General features: G+C 43.7%; 19 protein-coding genes. 11 read left to right on the top strand and 8 right to left on the bottom strand.

Features of this window, described 5'->3' with window-relative positions:
* Position 1: 1 nt before the first annotated feature.
* From BT112_RS20390 to BT112_RS20375, 4 genes are all read right to left on the bottom strand, one after another.
* Positions 2-640 (bottom strand): fibronectin type III domain-containing protein, encoded by a 639-nt coding sequence (locus tag BT112_RS20390; RefSeq protein ID WP_072319310.1) that lies wholly within the window; start codon positions 638-640, stop codon positions 2-4.
* Positions 641-850: 210 nt separating this feature from the next.
* Positions 851-1369 (bottom strand): C40 family peptidase, encoded by a 519-nt coding sequence (locus BT112_RS20385; protein ID WP_139276325.1) that lies wholly within the window; start codon positions 1367-1369, stop codon positions 851-853.
* Positions 1288-1752 carry a hypothetical protein gene (locus tag BT112_RS20380; protein WP_072319309.1) on the bottom strand — a complete coding sequence of 155 codons (465 nt, stop codon included), beginning with the start codon at positions 1750-1752 and terminating at the stop codon, positions 1288-1290. The genes BT112_RS20385 and BT112_RS20380 overlap by 82 nt, the downstream gene beginning before the upstream one ends.
* A 552-nt stretch (positions 1753-2304) precedes the next feature.
* The gene (locus BT112_RS20375; protein WP_072319308.1) at positions 2305-2568 is read right to left on the bottom strand and encodes a hypothetical protein; all 264 of its coding nucleotides are present in this window, start codon (positions 2566-2568) and stop codon (positions 2305-2307) included.
* 517 nt (positions 2569-3085) lie between these two features.
* Here BT112_RS20375 and BT112_RS20365 point away from each other — a divergent pair.
* The 5 genes from BT112_RS20365 (at position 3086) to BT112_RS20345 (ending at position 7890) form a co-directional block, all read left to right on the top strand.
* On the top strand, positions 3086-4495 hold the full coding sequence (locus BT112_RS20365) for a helix-turn-helix transcriptional regulator (protein ID WP_072319306.1): 1410 nt from the start codon (positions 3086-3088) through the stop codon (positions 4493-4495).
* Between the two features lie 315 nt (positions 4496-4810).
* Positions 4811-5851 (top strand): helix-turn-helix transcriptional regulator, encoded by a 1041-nt coding sequence (locus BT112_RS20360; RefSeq protein WP_083565012.1) that lies wholly within the window; start codon positions 4811-4813, stop codon positions 5849-5851.
* A 163-nt stretch (positions 5852-6014) separates the two neighbouring features.
* Complete coding sequence (locus BT112_RS20355) at positions 6015-6461, top strand: MauE/DoxX family redox-associated membrane protein (protein WP_072319304.1); 447 nt, start codon at positions 6015-6017, stop codon at positions 6459-6461.
* A gap of 78 nt (positions 6462-6539) precedes the next feature.
* Positions 6540-6779 carry a DUF6520 family protein gene (locus BT112_RS20350; protein ID WP_139276324.1) on the top strand — a complete coding sequence of 80 codons (240 nt, stop codon included), beginning with the start codon at positions 6540-6542 and terminating at the stop codon, positions 6777-6779.
* A 58-nt stretch (positions 6780-6837) separates the two neighbouring features.
* On the top strand, positions 6838-7890 hold the full coding sequence (locus BT112_RS20345) for a hypothetical protein (protein ID WP_072319302.1): 1053 nt from the start codon (positions 6838-6840) through the stop codon (positions 7888-7890).
* Here the strand turns inward: BT112_RS20345 and BT112_RS20340 are convergent, their stop codons facing one another.
* The 4 genes from BT112_RS20340 to BT112_RS21940 all read right to left on the bottom strand — a co-directional run bounded on the left by BT112_RS20340 (position 7891) and on the right by BT112_RS21940 (position 14183).
* The gene (locus tag BT112_RS20340) at positions 7891-9432 is read right to left on the bottom strand and encodes a peroxiredoxin family protein (protein ID WP_072319301.1); all 1542 of its coding nucleotides are present in this window, start codon (positions 9430-9432) and stop codon (positions 7891-7893) included.
* A gap of 39 nt (positions 9433-9471) precedes the next feature.
* Complete coding sequence (locus BT112_RS20335; protein WP_175545839.1) at positions 9472-10872, bottom strand: RagB/SusD family nutrient uptake outer membrane protein; 1401 nt, start codon at positions 10870-10872, stop codon at positions 9472-9474.
* Between the two features lie 18 nt (positions 10873-10890).
* Positions 10891-13911, bottom strand: coding sequence for a SusC/RagA family TonB-linked outer membrane protein (locus BT112_RS20330; RefSeq protein ID WP_072319300.1), 3021 nt, complete (start codon positions 13909-13911; stop codon positions 10891-10893).
* 107 nt (positions 13912-14018) lie between these two features.
* Positions 14019-14183: a hypothetical protein gene (locus BT112_RS21940; protein WP_175545838.1), complete on the bottom strand. Its 165-nt coding sequence runs from the start codon at positions 14181-14183 to the stop codon at positions 14019-14021.
* 362 nt (positions 14184-14545) lie between these two features.
* Between BT112_RS21940 and BT112_RS20325 the strand changes: the two genes are divergently transcribed.
* From BT112_RS20325 to BT112_RS22130, 6 genes are all read left to right on the top strand, one after another.
* Positions 14546-15073: a hypothetical protein gene (locus BT112_RS20325; RefSeq protein ID WP_072319299.1), complete on the top strand. Its 528-nt coding sequence runs from the start codon at positions 14546-14548 to the stop codon at positions 15071-15073.
* On the top strand, positions 15012-16019 hold the full coding sequence (locus tag BT112_RS20320) for an MrcB family domain-containing protein (protein WP_175545837.1): 1008 nt from the start codon (positions 15012-15014) through the stop codon (positions 16017-16019). The genes BT112_RS20325 and BT112_RS20320 overlap by 62 nt, the downstream gene beginning before the upstream one ends.
* Before the next feature lie 272 nt (positions 16020-16291).
* The gene (locus tag BT112_RS20315; RefSeq protein WP_175545836.1) at positions 16292-17140 is read left to right on the top strand and encodes a DNA adenine methylase; all 849 of its coding nucleotides are present in this window, start codon (positions 16292-16294) and stop codon (positions 17138-17140) included.
* Between the two features lie 6 nt (positions 17141-17146).
* Positions 17147-17596, top strand: a complete 450-nt coding sequence (locus BT112_RS20310; RefSeq protein WP_072319297.1) for a hypothetical protein — start codon at positions 17147-17149, stop codon at positions 17594-17596.
* A 4-nt stretch (positions 17597-17600) separates the two neighbouring features.
* A complete protein-coding gene (locus BT112_RS20305) occupies positions 17601-18719 on the top strand; it encodes a DGQHR domain-containing protein (RefSeq protein ID WP_072319296.1) in 1119 nt (372 codons plus the stop codon).
* 377 nt (positions 18720-19096) lie between these two features.
* A partial coding sequence (locus BT112_RS22130; protein ID WP_217652453.1) for a helix-turn-helix domain-containing protein occupies positions 19097-19281 on the top strand: 185 nt, incomplete at its 3' end.

The following is a 19281-nucleotide window of genomic DNA, read 5'->3' as shown; positions in this document are numbered from 1 at the left end:
ATTATTCCTTTACCGTGGCACGCATGGAGGATACCGGGCTCCAGGCGCTTACGCCGTTCTTGTTGCGCGCCCGTACCCGGAAATAATACGTCACTCCGTCCTGTACGGGGGCATGGAAATTACCTCGTGAACTGGACGTCCGCCCGGCAGGCTGCCATAGGGGCTGCCCGTTCTCGTCCAGCGTATCGGCGATCTGTTTCTCGTATTCATAGGCTTCCCGGATAGCCGGGAACTCCAGCAAGATCTCGTCCGGTCTCCGCGATGCGCGGATACGGGTCCATTCACAGGAAGAAGGGACACGGATACTCCTGGGGCTGGCTACGGGATAGAAGCCTGAACTGAGCTGTACGGAAGCCAGGCCGGTAACATTATTGATATACGTCGTTACCCGGCGCATCATCGTCACCAGGGCGGCGCGGGCTTCGTCCTTTTCCTTGGTCTCCCGCAGGTTGCCCCCCGCGGCGGTAACCGCCTGCTTCTCCAGGTAATCCTGCGCTACGGGCTGGTATTCCTCCAATGGCGGGTCCAGGTCCGGAAAATTCGTATTCGTGCTCAACGCATCTAAAGTACGTGTGGCCAGTACGGCCAGTTCGCCATCCGTGAGATGGGCATAGTTCGTGATTAATTTTGGTCGTCTCATTTTTTTAAATTTTTAAATGTTAAACATTTGGGTTTTTAGTTGATGAGTTGGGGAGTTTTGGAGGAGGTCCTTCTTAACTCCCGAAATCTTTACAAGTATGCGTCTTTGCGAGGGCTTTGCCCGTGGCAATCTCTTCAGGCTGGCAGCAACTCCCAATGGCAGGCGCATACCAGCTACCAGACTGCCGACGCTTCGCTGGCAGTGACGGGGCTAATCCGCCGTCCACCGGGCAATAACGCTAAGGGTACGTACGGGACGGCGTTTGCGTACTACCGCATTGTTGACGTTGCCTTCTACGGTACAGGCCCAGTTGCCCGACCACCGGTCGATAAAACCGGCGTGGGCGATACGGTCCAGGCTGGTATTGTAAAGGCCGAAGACATCGCCGACACGGGGCGTTTTCCGGGCCTTCCCTCCTTTTCTGACCGTCCATATCACCTTGCGCTGCGGGAACAGCGAAGGGCTCCAGGGCGTGCGGGGTGCGGTGTAGCCTGCCTGGCCAAAGCAGAAACTGACGAATGCGGCGCACCAGTCGTAGCCCTCATCCAGACCGGTATAGCGGAGGTATTCCGCCACCCGCCTGCCATCGTTATGCCCGGTGGCTTCCCTGACCCCCACTTCGGCCGTGTATACCCGGCGCAGGGTGCTTACATCATTCGCGAAAGCCAGGTGGCCATACCCCAGAACAAGGAGATATAACCACCCAGGTACATACCTACGTGTTGCCATGGGGTTAGTGTTATGGAATGTGTGATAAAGGAGCTATCCAGCAGCCTTATAAAGCTGCGGTACAGTTGTGCGGCCAACAGGCCCGCCAGCAGGTGGCAGGCGGCTGCGCCCAGTAGTACCAAGAGCAGCAGGCTCAGCGTGCCGGCGTCTACTACGGCCGCCATGGGGTCTGCCAGCCGCAGCAGCGGGCCGGCATACAGGAAGGCCGAAAGCAGGGCAAGGATCAGGACCGCCTGCCTGCCCCAGCTTCGCAGGTGCCGGTATCGCGGGCCCTGGGCCTGGTCGTGCAGGAAATCGACATAGTCGTCTTCCCACGTTACTTTCCGCAGCCGGAACCGTTCCGGATGCGGGGGTCTTTGGGTTTCTTTTGGTGTGTGCATCATTGTATATGTTTTATGGTTATTATATTGACTCACACAAACATAACAGGGCCATAACGGGTATCAAAATTCGCGGACAACTACGAACAGGTACGAACAACTACGGACAGTACTGTTCGCGAAAAGCAGGGGATTTTTAGTTGGGGAGTCTTGGAGTCCTGGAGTTGGGGAGTTTTGGAATTGATGAGAAGTAACGTTTGGCAAAGAATCACAAATCAAAACAATGCAATGCGCCTCCCGATAATTATCGGGAGCCAGCCTTTCGGCCGGGCTCAGGATACCCACCTGCCGGACAGGCAGGAACTAAAGCGTCGGCGATCTCCTGGCGGGTATGCGCCTGCCATCGGAGTATGTTGTTAGCCTCCATGAGATTGCCGCGTCACCTCCCTCCGGTCGGCTCCTCGCAAAGACGTGTACTTGTTATGGTTTTAAGCGTTGAGAAGTAAACCCCTCCAAAACTCCGGGACTCCCCAACTCCAAAACTAAAAAAAACCGCCCTGCACCATGCAGAACGGTTGTATTCAGAGGCTCTTCGCCCGGTCAAGTGGTTTTGTCTTATTTGTTTTGCAAGTCCTGTACGGCCTTGCGGTCGAAGTAATCGCGGTTGCCGATACGGAATTTGGGGAACAGGAGTTTGTTCTTGACGTGTTTGTAGAAGGTCGTCCGGCCGATGCCCAGCTCCCGGAGTATCCAGGTAATCTCCACCAGTTCGGGCAGGTCCGCCTCTTTCGGGGAACGGGGCCCGAAGTGGTCCCGGAGCAACGTCCGGATCTCGCACAGTTCACGCAAAATCAAATGGGATATATCGGTAGTTTCCATAGGTCAGATGTTGGTGATATTCAAATTCCGGCATTGCTGTGCTACCGTGGCAGCATGCTTTCACCGGGACAGGTTCGGGCTATGTTTCAGCCCTTTACAGTGCATTATGATCGTGTAATGAAGTCTAAGAGACCGTATCTAAACTATAAAAAACGGTTAAATAAACCGGCAAAACCCCGTTTTCGTCCTTAAAATAATCCCTCCTGCGCCTTTTTACTACCCGATTGCACCATATTTTTCCCCGAAAACATACGGAAAAACGGGACTGCAGCACGGAGGCTGTAGGAAAGCTTATGTTTTTATGACTGATTTTTAGTACTTTGGCAGCTTGTTGCCTGGTATACGACAACATTTATTTTATGCCGACATATCGGTAAACCCGTTTGACCCTAACTCCAGATCCTGCCGGCCAGGCAGGGGAATCTGATTTTCCGCTCCCGAGAGCTTTCGGGAGCGGAAGATCTACCCGGACCGAAATTTGTCATGTACTAAAAATTGCTGTTGAAAAAACGCAAAAATGCCCGAGTTCCTGGAAAATAAATATGCGCGTTTGTGGATAGACCAGGGTATCCTGTTTGTAACCTATAAGCCGGATACCGTCCTGGACCTTCGTGCTGCCATACGTTTAACTTCGGACCGGCTTTCTCTTCAGGGGGAAAAGGCATATCCTGTTTTTGTAGATTTCCGCGGGGTAAAAGACCTTACCCGGCAGGCCAGGAACTACCTTGCGGGCGAAGGTGCCCTGTATATCCATGTTCTGGGTGTTTATACCCCCTCTCCCCTGGGCAGGCTAATGGCTTATTTTTACATAAAAGCCAATGCCCCGGCCATTCCTACCGGGATATTTCCCCGCAAAAAAGAGGCTTTGCACTATGTAAAAACCACCGTCCGGGGCGAAAACGACCCCGGGGCTATCCGAGAACAGCACCGTATACACCGGGTGTACCCGGATAATTTCAAAGCACAGATAGCACACGTAGAGGATATGTTCCTGGCCCTGGCTACGGGAAATTTTCAATGCCGGATAGAACGCTCCTATAAAGACGACCTTTCGGAATATATTACGGTATTGCTGAATATGACCGCCGAAGAACTGGATGCCGCCTTTGTGCCCAGGACACATGCCCAACAACTGTGCGGGGATTATCTTTGGGGCCGTACGGCTTTTGTCCTGGACAGGCACCTGCAAATCCGGGAATTTCACCCGGAAGTGATCAAAGCCCTGGGGCTGGATACCGGTACGATGGCGGGCTTGTCGTTTCCTTCTTTACTGGCCAAAGATTCCCGCCATACCTGGAATGATGTGGTAAGCCGGCTGCAACAGGAAACAGACCGGACCGTTGTTTTATATGTAAAGACCGGCGGCGGGTTGTTGCTACCGGTATCCTGCCGGGTTTCTGTCCTTTACGGTACCGATCCGGAATCGGGGCAGGCCCTTTCGGTAAGCTTCCTGAACACGGCCTACGACCGGGACGAGAAAAACCAGCCCTTACCCGGTTCCCGGGCTGAGCCGGGGGGCAACGCCCCTGCCGTAAAAAAGAAGGAAACCCGCGATACTATTGCGCTGACCGCTGCCGACCGGCTACTCATCGCCAGGGCCCGAATCTACATCCTGCACCATGTAGATGAGCCCTTGTTGTCCTTAAAGGAACTGGCCCATATTTTTGCTACGAATGAGTTTAAACTGAAATACGGCTTCCGGAGTATCCTCGGCACTACGGTTTTCCGCTTCCAGAGAGCAGAACGCCTGAAAAGGGCAAAGCTGCTTGTACTGAACACCAATGTGCCGCTAAAAGATATTGCCGGGAGTATAGGTTATGCCAGTACCTCTCATTTCTATAAAGCGTTTAAAAAAGTATACGGAGAAACCCCGCATAAGTTCAGGAAACACCTCGGAGCCAGGGAAATTAGCGAGGGTTTGGGGTAAGGTTATTCGGAGATCATCAAACGCAGTAACTTAACCACCCATACCGGGGCTTCGGTACATTCCGTACTTTGACAGGCTCAGCAACCTACGCCGGAACACGCAGCCACCTCTATGGCGTTAAAATTCATATTTTCAGCGATCTACATCCATTTATAACCCGTTAACCACGAACTACAAAACTACCCCACTAAAAAACCACCCCCAAATACTCCTTTTCGCACCACAAATAATCCCTGCCCGGCCACGAAGATGTTTTAATTTTATAGTCTGAAATCAAAGGAGGATACCTGGTCTTCCTCTTTTTATGGGAATTCCATGAACGCCTGGCCGGATATTCCCGGTTTGTGCGTAAACCAGCTAACGATTGCCCCCGTCATTACCAAACAACCCCTAAACCCCAATGCCATGACCACACCATACGACCTGATCTTTGAACCCCAAGAATTAGTATCCGCCGGTCCCGTCGAAAGACTGCCCGGGTGGTGCCGTTTCGTCATCGCTTTTGCCAAACAGCGCCATTACTACCGTTTGCAGGATATGGAGATCGTAAGCCAGCACATGCCTTACGCTCCTTTTGATATAAACCTGACAGAACTTAAGGTGAGCAAAAGCACCCCGGTTCGTTTTAATATTCGAAAAAGGGCCCTGTTCCTCTTTTTTATAGTACAGGGTGGGTATTTTCTCTCTACGGGAAATGATATTCCCATGACACGCATCAACAGCAATACGTTTTTTATGCTCTACTATGACCCGGGGCGTTATGTAGCGCACATGGACAAAGGGCTCCATAGTATCGTATTGGTCAAAACAGACCCGGAGTGGATAGACCGCAGTTGTACGGGCCTTCACCACATACGGCAACTGCTGGAAGGGTTCCGGGAAAGCAACATGCCGTACGATATCCTGTACCCCTCCCGCATGGACCGTAAAGTGCACCGCTGGCTTTATAAACTTTATCATTATTCCGGGGACAATTTTGGGGTATTGGAAGGGAATATCCGAAAATATATTTCCCATATACTCGGCCACTACGATGCCATACTGAAAAATAATCCATACGACCTCGCCTACCGGGTAAAATCTTACCTGGACGACCACTACCGGGATCGTGAGCTGAACATGACATTGCTGGCTTCACATTTCTGTGCGACCAAGCGGACACTACGCAATAACTTCAAACAGGAATATACCATGACACCCCATCAATATTACAGCAGGCTACGGGTTACTCATGGGCTGGCCCTTATGCAACAGTATCACTACACGACACGCCAGGTCTATGATAAAATAGGTTATGGCGATGAAAGTTCGTTCCGGTATGCGTTAAAACAGTTCCGAAAAAACAAGGAGCAGTAAGGCCTCGTTTATATTTTAAAATAAATGCGGGGAAAACGGAAAGATCTGTGCAGAGGTTGCACGATTTTTACCGTTTTCTCCTTTAAAACCCCAAATCCCCCCTTTAATTTTACAGTAGCAAAAGGGACTGTTAGCAGTATAAGTCTCGTAAAACTAAAGGATTATGCGTTTTATTTTGAGATATAGGCCTTGGATTGTAGAGACCATCTGCTTGTTGTTTGTTGTCCTGTTTACCTATGCAGCGGTGAGCAAATTGTTGGAATTTGAGAAATTCCGCGCACAACTGGGGCAGTCGCCTTTGCTCACGGCTTTTGCAGACATGGTGGTATGGACCATACCGGCCGTGGAACTCGCCATTTCGCTTTTGCTTTTTGTGCCACGGTTCCGGCTGGGGGCCCTCTATGCCTCGCTGAGCCTGATGACCCTCTTTACGGCCTATATCGTAGCCGTACTGTACTTTTCGCCCTATGTCCCCTGCTCCTGCGGGGGTATCCTGGAAAACCTGGGGTGGACGGAACACCTGGTGTTTAACCTGGTTTTTATAGCCCTGGCCATTGCAGGGATAGTACTCTACACCACACCCGAAAAAACGAATACTACCCGAGTATAATATATGTATTGCGCAATACAGGCGGGGGAAGCCGAAAACCCGGAAGACAGAGTAGGCACTAATCTAAATTTTTCAATGATGAAGAAATTCAAATTTCTTTTAGGAAGCGCAGCTTTTCTCGTAGCTGTTGGCGGGGCATTTGCCAGTAAAACCATAAATAATGCTCCTTCGCTACAACAATTGTACGAAGAAATAGGCGATGATTGTGATCCATCAAATTGTGCAGCGACCAATACCGGTCCGCAATGTGATGCTGTTTATTTCGATGATGAATGTACCGATCCCGTAGGTTTTGATACATTCAGACCGTTGCCATAATCTTTATCACCAGGGGATTTTGGGCCTTGTTCCGAGATCCCCTTTTAACCAAATCCTCATGAGAAAAAAACTGCTGACCATTATCACTTGTATATTTCTGAGTATACTTTCCATGTATGTATTTCACCGAGAGTCCAACCAAGTATTTTCCAGGAAAGGCGATTTTGCCCGTTTTTTCCCTCCACATTTTATTACCTCCCGGAAAGTGTTTCATATAGAAAACATCTTCCAACCTATTATTTTGGGTATTACCCGGGAATATATTTATATAGGAACTTCCACAAATCCCGAATCCTTTAAAGAAATTAATTATAAAACGGGAGACATCACTTCATTGGAATTAAATGTAAATAAAGATCAGAAAATTGCCTGGAGGGCGCTGCGTATAAAGATTAATTCTCAAGGCATATATCTAAGCGAGGGGATCACTCCAAGCATATTGTACAGTGATTTAAAAACGCTTCGTCCGGTACGCCTACCCATTGACAGTGTCCATTTCAGCCAATGTCTGCCCTTATCTCCGTCTTCATTTGTCTTAAAAACCTATGACGCCAAACTTCAGCAGAATATACTGGCTAAAGAAACACTACACCCGATAACCGTTAAACGAATGCCAAATATCCTGGAAAAACAAGTAGATGGTATTTTCTGTACAGACGGGGAGCTTCATTATAACCGGAAAAACAATCATCTGATTTATGTATACCACTATCGCAACCAGTTTATCGGAATGGACACCGATATGAATATTCTCTATAAGGGAAAAACCATAGACACCGTTAGTCATGCTAAAATAAAAGTAACCAAAATAAGGGCTGAAGGTAGTGATCGCTTTATCCTGGCAGCACCTCCTTTAATCGTAAACAAAAAAAGCTATGCTGACGGAAACCACTTATTTATTCATTCTAATTTCATAGCTAAAAACGAGGAGATTACCGATTCCCGGCACAAATCCGTCATTGATGTATATTCACTAAAGAACCAGCGATATATCTATAGTTTTTACATTCCCGGATATGACGGGAAACAAATCAGGGATTTTGCAGTATACGACAATGCCCTGATTGCTTTATATGACAACGACATCATAGCTTTTGGGATAGCTATTTAATCATTCTATTAAAGCTTCCTCTATGAGTGCTATGAGTGCTTTCATTTTTTTATCATCGCCTTGTTTTGGCGGGGCTGCGGAATATATGTTCCCTTCTTTATCTATCAACATGGTTGTTGGTCCGCCACGAATGCCATAATATTTCATAAACGGATGATCAAAACCTTCTCCGTTAGTATATAAATTAACATATTCTTTTAGCCCATACTTCTCCCCTTCTACACTCTTAAGCCACCGTTCCTTGTTCTTGTCCCCTGAAATGGAGACAAACACAACCTCAGGATTATCCCTGAACTTCGGGTAAACCAGTTTGTCCACTTTTTCGGCAAGGGACGCACATCCCCCGCATCCCGTAAACCATATATCGATATACACTACTTTCCCCCTGAAATCGCTTAAGCGTACCATACGACCCGTCGTATCCGGCAAGGCAAAATCAAAAGCTGCCACCCCTTTCGTCTTCTTTCCATACCAATCTTCAATGATCTTTCTCAAAGAAGGCGTTTGAAACAGCACATAACTTTCCTTTAAGCATGCATTTAAACCATCCGTATCCTGTACTTTCAAATTTTGCAGGTTAAAAAGAAGTAATTTTTCCCGCAGTATTCCCTCATATTGGTTCTTCCATACTGCACATAAATCCCCGAACCGTTTGACATATATATTCTTGAATTCATATTCTTTTTGTTCCGGGTGGGTAATACAGAGTTCTGCAATAGTTTTTAACGACAAAAAGCGAATATAAAACGGCGACATCGCCAACAAATCATTATCAATACCGGAAATTCCGGACTGATCGATCATTTTACGCAATTCCGATATTTCATCTTCACCAACATTTTCGTTACTTAAACGCAAATACCAAAAATCTTTCAGGTGACTATTCGTATCCCCGATGATATCCGCTTTTATGATTTGGTATATTTCCCTACTTAAACCTTTCCTGTGTTTATTCAATTCACCGATTTGAACATCTATAATGGAATCGGCCAACTCTACTCTTCTCCTGTACCTGTCCAGCACATTCAGATCATAGGTTTTTCTCCTTTCGTCATACATCCTTGGATTGGCCGTATATCCGTGTTGGTCTACGGACCATCTGCATTTGAATTTTTCAGCTCCTCTGCCGGAAAAGGAGAACGAGGTCTCTTCTTTGGTCTTGTCAATGACCATATGAATACTGTCTCCAGGTGCTATAAGATAATTTCTCAAGGCATCATTGAACCGGGAGCCCATTTCCCCGGGTCTTTTGCGAAAGGCGAACAATGTTATTCTTCCGGGTTTGTCGATGACCGGAGACCTATACTTAAATTTTCCATCACCGTCTGTTTCAACAATAATTTCATTTCCTCCTATTTTGGGATTAAAAGGGATTTCTCCTTCCAGTATGAATTTTACACTATCTTTTGGTATACTACCGATTATCTTTCCCGAAATATAAACTGTTCCCGGACCGGAAATAGTTGACGATACGTGTTTTTTACAGGAAATCGCAGTGAGCAACAGGAACAGTAAAACGAATAAAAACTTATATTTTTTCATATACAGACACATTTATAATTGGTGAGTTCGAATGATGGACTAATATCCCGGGTTCTGGGTAATTGAAGAGTTTCTAAGGATTTCATCTAAAGGTATGGGGTAAAATATATCGGTGGTTTCCCAATGCGGTTTTACAGCTCCCAAAACAGTATCGGAATTTTCCGAACGCTTAAGGTCCAACCAGCGATGGCTCCATTCGGTAAAAAGCTCTACCCGCCGTTCGCGCAGGATAGCCTCCAAAAGTCCGGACTTACCAATACCGGGGTCGGTATCTGCAATAAGGTCAAGATTTGCCCGCTTACGAAGGGCATCCACATCTTTAACAGCGCCCTCAATCTTATTTTGCTGAGCCCGTGCTTCTGCCCGGATCAGGTATTGCTCCGCAACACGCAACACCATGGAATATTCTGACAGTACAGTCCCCAATCGTATTTTATATTTATGAGGATAATACCAGGTATCACCATCTTTGGTTATACTTCCCACCCACTTATTTTGTCTTTCATCCCCGGCCTCAAAGGCATGCACCATGCTCTCACTCAACCCTTGTGTGGACGGAGGAGCGGAAACCAGGATAAACCTGAATCCCTCCCAGGTATTTATTCCGGGTTGTACCGGCATTAACTGCCAGATGGCTTCCCTGCTGTTTTTCAGGAACACCTCGTTCAGGTTTTCCGGTAATTCATAAAGCGGATTATCAATAACCCTTGTTGCCTGTATCTCTGCATTTTCCCAGTCCTCCATATAGAGGTATGTTCTTGCCAGCAAAGCCGTAGCGGCCCATTGGTTAGGCCTTATACGTTCGCCTTCCGAAAAGGCATAGTCTGCCGGTAACAGCTTTTGCGCTTCTTTTAAATCAGCAACAATCTGTTGGTATACTTCGGCAGCCGGCATCCTGGAGCGCACTGAATTTTCACGATAATCTGAAGTGAGATGAAGCGGAACATCCCCGAAAAAATTAACCAGGTAGAAATAACAGAAGGCACGAATAAACCGGGCTTCTCCTTCTAATTGCCGTTTCACTACCGGTGTAATAGCTGTTGTTTCCAACAGGCCTTCCAAAACCACATTGGCAGTGTAGATATACTGATAAGGTTCATTCCAGCAAAACAGGCGGACGGTCTGGTCTGTAGATTGCAAGGTGTTTTCAAAAAAATCATCAGAAAAACCATAACTCACCAATTCATCGGCAGACAACCCGCCCAAAACACTTATGCTGTTGGCGAAACCGCTGGCAAAACCGGAGCTGGCCATCATCCTGGCATATATCCCGGTAAGTACGGCGGTAGCGGTTCTGTCATCTTCAAATACTGTCTTGCTCACTAATTCGGTCTTTGGGGCATCTGCTTCTACAAGGTCTTCACACGAACACAAGAACATCAACAGCACGGTTATTGTGAACAAAACCCTATACTCAGCAATATTGTCGATTCTCATCATAAAACAGTTCATTATGGGTTAGAATATAAATTGAACGCCTCCTGTTATTACACGTAAAGGAGGGAGGGTGGTATATGAATGATTTTCCGGGTCCAGCCCCGCAAAGCGAGTCAGCGTCAAAAGGTTTTGCCCCTGCATATAGATACGCACCATCTGAAATGGCGTGTTGACCACTGGCAATTGATAGGAAATAGCCAGGTTTTTCAAGCGAACGAATGAGGCATCTCCAAAAAGATAATCTCCCTGCAACCTGGCAGTTCTGTATGCTTGTCCCGCTTCGCCCGATTGTTGTGTAAACTTCTGGATTCCTGTTCTGTCTCCTTCGTGTTGCCAGCGTTCCAGAACCTCTGTCGGTTGGTTGCCTAAAAAGCCCGGGGCAGAAGAAAACATGTTCAAATAATTTCTGCCCGTCTGTTTTACAAACTGGAAAAAAACATCCAACTGCCAGTTTTTATAGGTTATACTGTTGTTTAACCCACCGTAAAAATCCTGTGTGATTTCATAGATGGCCCGCAAATCATCAGGGGACGAAACCACACCATCCTGGTTTACATCTTCAAACTGATACACCCCGGTCCCGGGGTCTACCTCGGTATAGTGAAGTTTTTTCTGGATAAACAAGGATTTACCGATCTCATATTGCCTGGCGTGCACGGAAGATTCAAAACCCGGGTACTCTAAGAGTTTGTTGCGGGGAACCGTGAAGTTTGCCGATGTTCTCCATTGGAGATGATGCGTTTGGATATTTGTGGTGTTCAATTCCACTTCCCAGCCCGTATTTTCCACCAAAGCAGAGAGGTTAGACCGTATGGCAGCAAAACCGGTACTTGGTGGTAAAGGCAGATTTATGAGCTGGTTACCCGACCGATTCCTGTAATACCCAATACTCAAAAAAATATGATCTTTGAAAAATCCTAACTCCAGGGTCCCTTCCAGTTTTCGGTTCTGTTCCCAGGCAAAATCCGGATTAAACAAACGGGTAGGATACAATCCTATATCGGCATGGTATGGGAAAGAAGCAAGGGAATACGTATCCAGGAATTCATAATCACCGATCTGGTCGTTCCCCGTAACTCCATAGCTGGCCCGTAGTTTTCCGAAACTCAAAAAAGGAATACCTTTCCGGATAAAATTCTCTTCGGAGAACACCCATGCTACGCCTACCGCCCCAAAATTGGAAAACTGCTTCCCCGGGCCAAAACGACTGCTCCCGTCCCTGCGACCGGTAAGGTTGACCAGGTATTTGCCTTTCCAGTTATAATTGATACGTCCGAAAAAAGCATTATAACGATATTTATTATATTCGGTAGTTTCAACCCTAATATCCGAAGCTGCCGCCATGTTCTCTATCAGGGCATCACTGGTAAACCCTGTAGCTGTTACCCCCTTTCGATCCCTGGTATTCTCCTGAAAAGTACACCCGAACAATATATTTAAAGTTCCCTGACCCCATGTTCTTGTATATTCCAATTGCGGTTCCATGATCCAGCTTTGGTACTTTCCATCTGCAAAACCAGCACTGGCTACAGGATCAAGAACAGGGTTCTGAGAGCTTGCAGGCGCTGTAGAGCGTTCATCATTCGTCATATTGGTATAGCCCAGGCTGATTTTAGTACGTAACCCGGGCCACAGATCATAATACAGCACGGCATTCGTCATAAAATTTAGTGCTTCCTTCCTATATTTTCTTTTTATAAAAGTATAGGGGTTATTCATTCCTGTCCCCTCCAGGGGAAACATCAGGTTCCCTTTTTCATTTATAAATGCCGGGACATTTGGCGGGGTCATCAGGGCATCCCGGGTTAAATCCTGGTTCAACAAATCACTCTCCTCCCTCGTAAACCCCATCGTCAGCGAAATCCCGAATTTTTCATTGGTAGAAGTATGGTTAAGGTTAGACTGTAACGACATCCTTTGGTAATCGAAGTCACCGGGAAAAACCGTGGTTTCCTTATAATAGCCGCCCCTTACGGAGAAGCGGGTGTTTTCGCTGCCGCCGGATACCGACAGCCGGGCATCGGTGGTATAGGCCGTGCCGCCTATGAGTTCTTTTTGCCAGTCGGTATAGCGGTTTTGGTCCCAGAGCAGCAGGTCGGGGGCGTTGGTCTCCGTGGGGGTTACGCCATCGTTGGCAAAGGCTTCGCGCCGCATGTCCAGGTATTGTGGGGTGTTGAGCAATTTCATGGTATGGGCCACCTGCCCTACCCCGGTTTGCATGTTTACCTCAACACTGGTTTTGCCCGCCTTTCCTTTTTTGGTGGTGATCAGCACCACGCCATTGGCCCCGCGCGAACCGTAAATGGCCGTGGCATCGGCATCCTTAAGAACTTCTATGCTTTCTATATCGGCCGGGTTAATGGCGGTAAGCGGTGTAATGGTGGCCGGGTGGGTGATAGACAGCCCCAGCGAGGCCACCGACTGCGACGTAAAGGGCACCCCGTCTACAATATACAGCGGGTCATTCCCGGCGGCAATACTGTTCTGCCCCCGTATCCTCACCTGGAAGCCACCGCCGGGCACCCCGGTGCTCTGCACTACTTCTACCCCCGGCATCCGCCCCTGCATGGCCGCCAGCGGGTTGGACACGGGTTGTTTGCCAATGTCCTCCGCACGAATACGCGAAATACTCCCTGTCCTTTCCTTTTCCTTTACCGTATAATACCCGGCATTGACCGTAACCTCCCCCAGGGCCATGACATCTTCCTGCAAGACCACATCAAGAGTAAGCCGCTCCCCTACCCTTTCTTTCCGGGTTTTAAACCCTACAAACGAATACACCAGGGTATCCTGCGGGATGGCTGTAAGGGTATAGGAACCGTCAAAACCGGAGATCGTACCCTGCCCTTTGCCGGATACAATAATGTTTACACCACCTAACGGCTCGCCGTTACTGTCGGTAACCGTCCCGGTTACCTGGTGTTGGTCATTAATTTGTAAGGAGGGTAATGCCATAGCAGGTAATGGCAGGCTCAGTAAAATAAGGGCAATAGTTATGGGGCACCAACGGGACAGGCCCGCTAATGTTGCATGTTTCATCATGTTAGCTTTTTATAGTGTTTGCTAAAAATCCCATACCCGGTTGGGGTAAGACGTATGGTATGGTTTACCGTAAAAAGGGGTGTGAAGGTTGCGGAAGGGCAAGCCGGTTACTGGCCCGGGACTCCCGGAAGGACCGGGATATCCAGCCGGTCTATAAGCCCGTGGAGTTCTCCTATCAGGGCTTTATTACTTTGTTCTAGTTCCCGGAATGTGGCCATTTCGGCGCTCCATTGCTGTTGGAGTTGTCGCAGTTTTTTGTTTGGTGTTTTCATAATATATGTGTTAGTATGTATGATATTGTGCATTAAGAAGAGTACTAAAAACACCACCAAAAAGGTGGGCGTGGAACTCAACTTATCGCATTAGAGGTACTGGTATACCCTGTGTACAGATAAGAGAGCCCACGCCCGGGTCGTGAGCAAACTTACTTATCCTCTCGTACACATAAAAATTACCAGTTTTCTAATGCGAGATTCAAAGCAATTGCTTCTAATATTTTCTATTTGAAGAATTGCAAATTTAAAGCTTAATGTTCATGCATCAAACTCTTAATAAAAGCAAATATACAAAATAATCTATTTAACATCAAAAAATTTAAATTGAAATAGATTAAAATATTGATTCAATTTGTTCAATGGAGAAATTTATCCAAGAACAAAGAAAAAAAATAGGGCTTAGAATTCAGAAGATTATAGATATTCTGGATTTAAAACCAACCCAATTTGCTGCTTTAACCAAACTTACTCCTAATACGATTACTCATATTTCCTCTGCTAAAGGGTTCAACAGTAATACCATACTCCATATTTCATTTTATACGGGAATGCCCTTAGATGTTTTACTTGACCTCTCTTCAAATAAAATAGACAAAAAAACACTTGTTAAAAATTTCTGGCAGAATGTTGAAACCCATAATCCTTCTGCGTACAATAAATTTAAGGAGAAACGATTTACCATTGTAGAAGCAATAAAAAAGTTAATTGAAGAAGCTTCTTTTTTTGACAAACCTAAAAAAACCGGAGAGGTTCGTGAATATTTAGAAACAGAATATTATAAAAGTGCCAGTAGTGCTACCATTAGTCAAGCATTAAACAATCTTTTTGAAGAAGGATTACTTCGAAGAAAAAAAATTGGCCTCAGGAATTATGCCTACTATAAGTAGGTCTAAATTCCAAAGTACAATAGACGTTATGTCAAACTTGGAAAACATTTTACAAGAACCTCTTGAGAACTACCAAATAGAAAAATCGAAAAGTTTTGCTGGAAATGCTCTTGCTCACAAGTTTAGACATGACTATCCTGCTGCCATTGAAAACCTTCTAATTGATAAAACTCGTTATAAAGTTATTGGTTCTCCCGGTAAAGGAAATTGGACGGATTGCCCTTGGATAGCTATTCTGGATACACTAATAACAGAAACCGCCCAAAAAGGTTATTATCCAGTTTTCCTTTTTAAATCGGATATGACCGGGGTTTACCTATCCTTAAATCAAGGCGTCACCGACGTGATAGAAAACTATAAGCGAGAAGCCAAAAGCGTTCTAAAATTAAGAGCTGAAGATTTTAGAGCTAAGCTCAACTACAATGATGCAGAATATTCTACAGAAATAAATTTAGAATCTAAAACAATAAATGCAAGGCATTACCAAGCCGGAAACATTTTGGCCAAATATTATCCCAAGGATAATCTCCCCACAGAAACAGCATTAAAAAAAGACATTAAAACTTTTCTCGAATTTTACGAAGCCTTAGCCTATTCCGATACTTCTTTTAGCAGTCATATCGAACAAAGCCACTTCGAAACCAAACAGATACGGCTGCATTGGCGGATAGAAAGAAATACCTCCCTCTCCAAAAAGGTAAAAAAGCTAAAAGGCTATACTTGTGAGGCCTGTAATATGAACTTCGTGGACAAATACGGAAGCCTTGGAGAACAGTATATTGAAGCACATCATCTAAGACCAATCTCCGAATTAGAAATAGGAAAAGTGAAGATAGATATTGAAAATGACTTCGCCGTTTTGTGTAGTAATTGTCATAGTATGATACATCGAATGGATGATCCTAGTGATTTGGAGGGGTTGAGGGATTGTATAAAAAAATCGTAGTCTGCCATTATATTATTGATATTTTCCTATATTTATAGACGTATTGATGACTTTTTGATAAAGTAGCAATGCCCCCCCCTACTTTTGCCCGGAATGAGATTCTTTTTGGGTGGTTTTCTTATTGGTTTTTGGAAAAACGCTTAGGTTTATGGGATTCCGTAATATCAAAATTTCAATTTACTGTACATTGCAACATATATCTTTTTTGGAAAAGAAGTATCTTGGTATTAAAAACAGATAATATTCTTATCCCTTACTTATTCGACATAATAATGAGAGAACAAATACATATAGAAAGTACAATTACTAAAAAGTCTCTAAAACCATTTATTAGGTGGGCCGGCGGTAAGCAAAATCTAATAAATGAAATTTATAAAAACATTGATTTCAGTAATGTTGATAGATTTTTTGAACCCTTTTTAGGGGGAGGTTCTTTCTTTCTACATGGAAATTTCAAGCAGTCTTTTCTTTCAGATTTAAATCCTAATCTCATTAACTGTTATCAACAAATAAAAAATAATCCACAAGCAGTATATCAAGGTCTAACATCATATAGCATTCCTGTAACCCCTGAAAAGTATTACATAGTAAGAAACGAATTTAATTTCCATAATGGCGAACAAACTTTGGAACAAGCAATACGCTTTATATTTCTGAATAAAACTTCATTTAATGGGATCTACAGGGTAAATAAATCTGGTTTATACAATGTCCCATTTGGTAAACCAGAACCCGCTTTTCCTTCACTTAAACACTTAATAAATGTAAGTAACAAACTAAATACAGCGGTTATTTTTACTGCATATTATGATGAGATTGGTGAGATCGCCAGAGAAAATGATTTAATCTACTTAGACCCTCCGTATCCAAAATTGTCTGATACGGCATATTTTAACCACTACACATTAGATAAATTTGACATTACAGAACACATAAAATTTGCCCAATTTGCCAATGAGATGAGAAATAAAGGATGTAAAATTGTTATTTCCAATGCTGACTTACCCGAAATAAGAGAATTGTTTTCATCATGGAATATTTTGGAATGCAGTACCTATCGTTATATATCCTGCAAAAAAGAAAGAGTAAAAATTAAAGAATTAATAATAAAAAATATTTGAGATAGAATGAAAGAACATCAAGAAACATTTGTATTCTGTCTTGTAAGTTTATGCGGAAATTTACTACCCATTTTATTGAGTTTACTTTACTATACTGCTAATATGAATATTTGGAGTGGATGGGAAATTTTCTATAACGATGGCCAATTCTACTTATATAGTGCTTCTTTATTAACTTCAACTGCCTATATTTTTTACACCTATAAAGTCCGAAATACAGACAGTAATTCTATACTTCTTCTAATTACCTGCTTTTTGGTTCTTATCGTCTCCATCTTTTATGCATGGAAACTTGCCGGTTCTAACAATGATTTATCGTTTATAAGGGTTTCATCTATAGCTGTATTTATACTCACAATATTACTTTATTATTACTCTAATTTATTACAGAATAAAAAAATTGATGTAATAGCTGCACAAAAAAAAGGAGTTCAGGAAATTTTAGATAAACTTTAATATCATGATACTGGCCGAGGATCAAAAAATAGAAATAAAATGCCTCGAGGTTAAGCAACCTATTGGCACATACTACATAGGTGTTATAGGACATGAAGATCTAGTAAAAATATCTTATGCTGATATCCGAAGACTTGAAGTTGGTGATGAAAAAAGGGAAGTAGAAATATATTCTGGGATTCAAAGAGAATTATCTAAAAATAGAGTAAAAGAAATCAGCAAATACGTAAATCTTATTGATGCTACATTTCCATCTTCCGTTATTCTTCATATCAACGAAAAAGATGTAGAATATAATAATGAAACAAAAATAATGTACCTCCCTTTTCGTGATAATGTAGCCAAGGTTCTTGATGGTCAGCATAGAATAGCAGGATTAGAGAATTATGAGGGTACAAAAGATGGCTTTGATGTAAATGTAACCATATTCATTGAAATGGAATTAGAAGATCAAGCTATTGTTTTTGCAACAATTAATAAGACACAAACTAAGGTCAACAAATCATTAGTTGCTGATTTATTTGCTTTTGCCAAATTTAGAAGCCCTCAAAAAACTTGTCATAATATTGTTAGAGCTCTTAATCAAAAGGAAGGTAGTCCATTTAAAGATAAAATAAAAATTCTTGGAACTGCAGATGACAAAGAAAAAGAAACCATCACTCAAGCTACCTTTTCAGAGAAATTAATGCAATTTTTATCTAAAGATCCTATGGATGACCGAAATACATATAAAAAAGGGAAAATTCCTGAAAAATATACAGGAATAGAACTAGAAAGGAGACCTTTAAGGAATTTATTTATTGAAGAAAACGATGCAGATATTGCAAAAATAATATGGGAATATTTTGATGCTGTACAAGAAAAATGGCCGAATGCCTGGTGGGAAGTTAAAAGAGAAATGATTTTAAACAAGTCTACTGGTTTTTTAGCATTCATGAGATTCTTTAAAGATGCTTATGTCAAAAAAGGGGAAATAGGATCTATTGTTTCTAAAGACTACTATAAATCCCTCTTTGACAAAACAACCTTGAAAGAAAAAGACTTTAATCGTGATAATTTTCTTCCAGGTTCTGGAGGACAATCAAAACTCTATAATCAATTAGTAGAAGAAACAGAGATATAAATAGTAAATTATTCTTAAGAAGGTAAAATAAGAAGCCTAACCATCCTAATAAAAATTGGTTATGGGCTAGTAACATTCTTTAAAAGAAAAACATAAAGGGCAAACTATAAATTATCATTACAAATATATTAGTAAATAGATGGCATTTTTAACTGACTATCAAGTCAATGAAATTAAAAGTAAACTTACAAATGATAAATCTACTCTTGGAAAGTTATTCAAAGTGCAAAAAACGGATATAGTATACCACTAAAAACGGGTGAAAGTGAGCATAGCACAGCGGGTGAAAGTGAACCACCTAAAACGGATGAAAGTGAACCACTAAAAATCGATTCTATTTGAAGTGTGCGCAATAGTCTTTTTTTGTTAAAAAGATTATGGCCAACAAACAAATAGAAATGCGAAAAGTAAAAAAGATATTCAAGTTATACAGTGCCGGGGTCAGTAAGCGCCGGATCAGTTCCCAGTTGGGGATCTCCCGTAATACCGTAAGCAAGTACATCGCTTTTTTTCAACGTTACCAGCTGACCTCTTATGAAGTAGAGGCCATGACCCAGGAGGA

The sequence above is a fragment of the Sinomicrobium oceani genome (assembly GCF_900119185.1).
Taxonomy (GTDB): Bacteria; Bacteroidota; Bacteroidia; order Flavobacteriales; family Flavobacteriaceae; genus Sinomicrobium; species Sinomicrobium oceani.
Note: the sequence above shows the minus strand (reverse complement) of the source record. Positions and strands in the feature narration are given on the sequence as shown.

Coding starts and splice junctions, on each gene's coding strand:
- BT112_RS20385 (WP_139276325.1), bottom strand. CDS start 1,369: ATGGCAACACGTAGGTATGTACCTGGGTGGTTATATCTCCTTGTTCTG.
- BT112_RS20305 (WP_072319296.1), top strand. CDS start 17,601: ATGATACTGGCCGAGGATCAAAAAATAGAAATAAAATGCCTCGAGGTT.
- BT112_RS20315 (WP_175545836.1), top strand. CDS start 16,292: ATGAGAGAACAAATACATATAGAAAGTACAATTACTAAAAAGTCTCTA.
- BT112_RS20330 (WP_072319300.1), bottom strand. CDS start 13,911: ATGATGAAACATGCAACATTAGCGGGCCTGTCCCGTTGGTGCCCCATA.
- BT112_RS20310 (WP_072319297.1), top strand. CDS start 17,147: ATGAAAGAACATCAAGAAACATTTGTATTCTGTCTTGTAAGTTTATGC.
- BT112_RS20365 (WP_072319306.1), top strand. CDS start 3,086: ATGCCCGAGTTCCTGGAAAATAAATATGCGCGTTTGTGGATAGACCAG.
- BT112_RS20345 (WP_072319302.1), top strand. CDS start 6,838: ATGAGAAAAAAACTGCTGACCATTATCACTTGTATATTTCTGAGTATA.
- BT112_RS20340 (WP_072319301.1), bottom strand. CDS start 9,432: ATGAAAAAATATAAGTTTTTATTCGTTTTACTGTTCCTGTTGCTCACT.
- BT112_RS20325 (WP_072319299.1), top strand. CDS start 14,546: ATGGAGAAATTTATCCAAGAACAAAGAAAAAAAATAGGGCTTAGAATT.
- BT112_RS20380 (WP_072319309.1), bottom strand. CDS start 1,752: ATGATGCACACACCAAAAGAAACCCAAAGACCCCCGCATCCGGAACGG.
- BT112_RS20390 (WP_072319310.1), bottom strand. CDS start 640: ATGAGACGACCAAAATTAATCACGAACTATGCCCATCTCACGGATGGC.
- BT112_RS20375 (WP_072319308.1), bottom strand. CDS start 2,568: ATGGAAACTACCGATATATCCCATTTGATTTTGCGTGAACTGTGCGAG.
- BT112_RS20360 (WP_083565012.1), top strand. CDS start 4,811: ATGAACGCCTGGCCGGATATTCCCGGTTTGTGCGTAAACCAGCTAACG.
- BT112_RS21940 (WP_175545838.1), bottom strand. CDS start 14,183: ATGAAAACACCAAACAAAAAACTGCGACAACTCCAACAGCAATGGAGC.
- BT112_RS20335 (WP_175545839.1), bottom strand. CDS start 10,872: ATGATGAGAATCGACAATATTGCTGAGTATAGGGTTTTGTTCACAATA.
- BT112_RS20355 (WP_072319304.1), top strand. CDS start 6,015: ATGCGTTTTATTTTGAGATATAGGCCTTGGATTGTAGAGACCATCTGC.
- BT112_RS20350 (WP_139276324.1), top strand. CDS start 6,540: ATGAAGAAATTCAAATTTCTTTTAGGAAGCGCAGCTTTTCTCGTAGCT.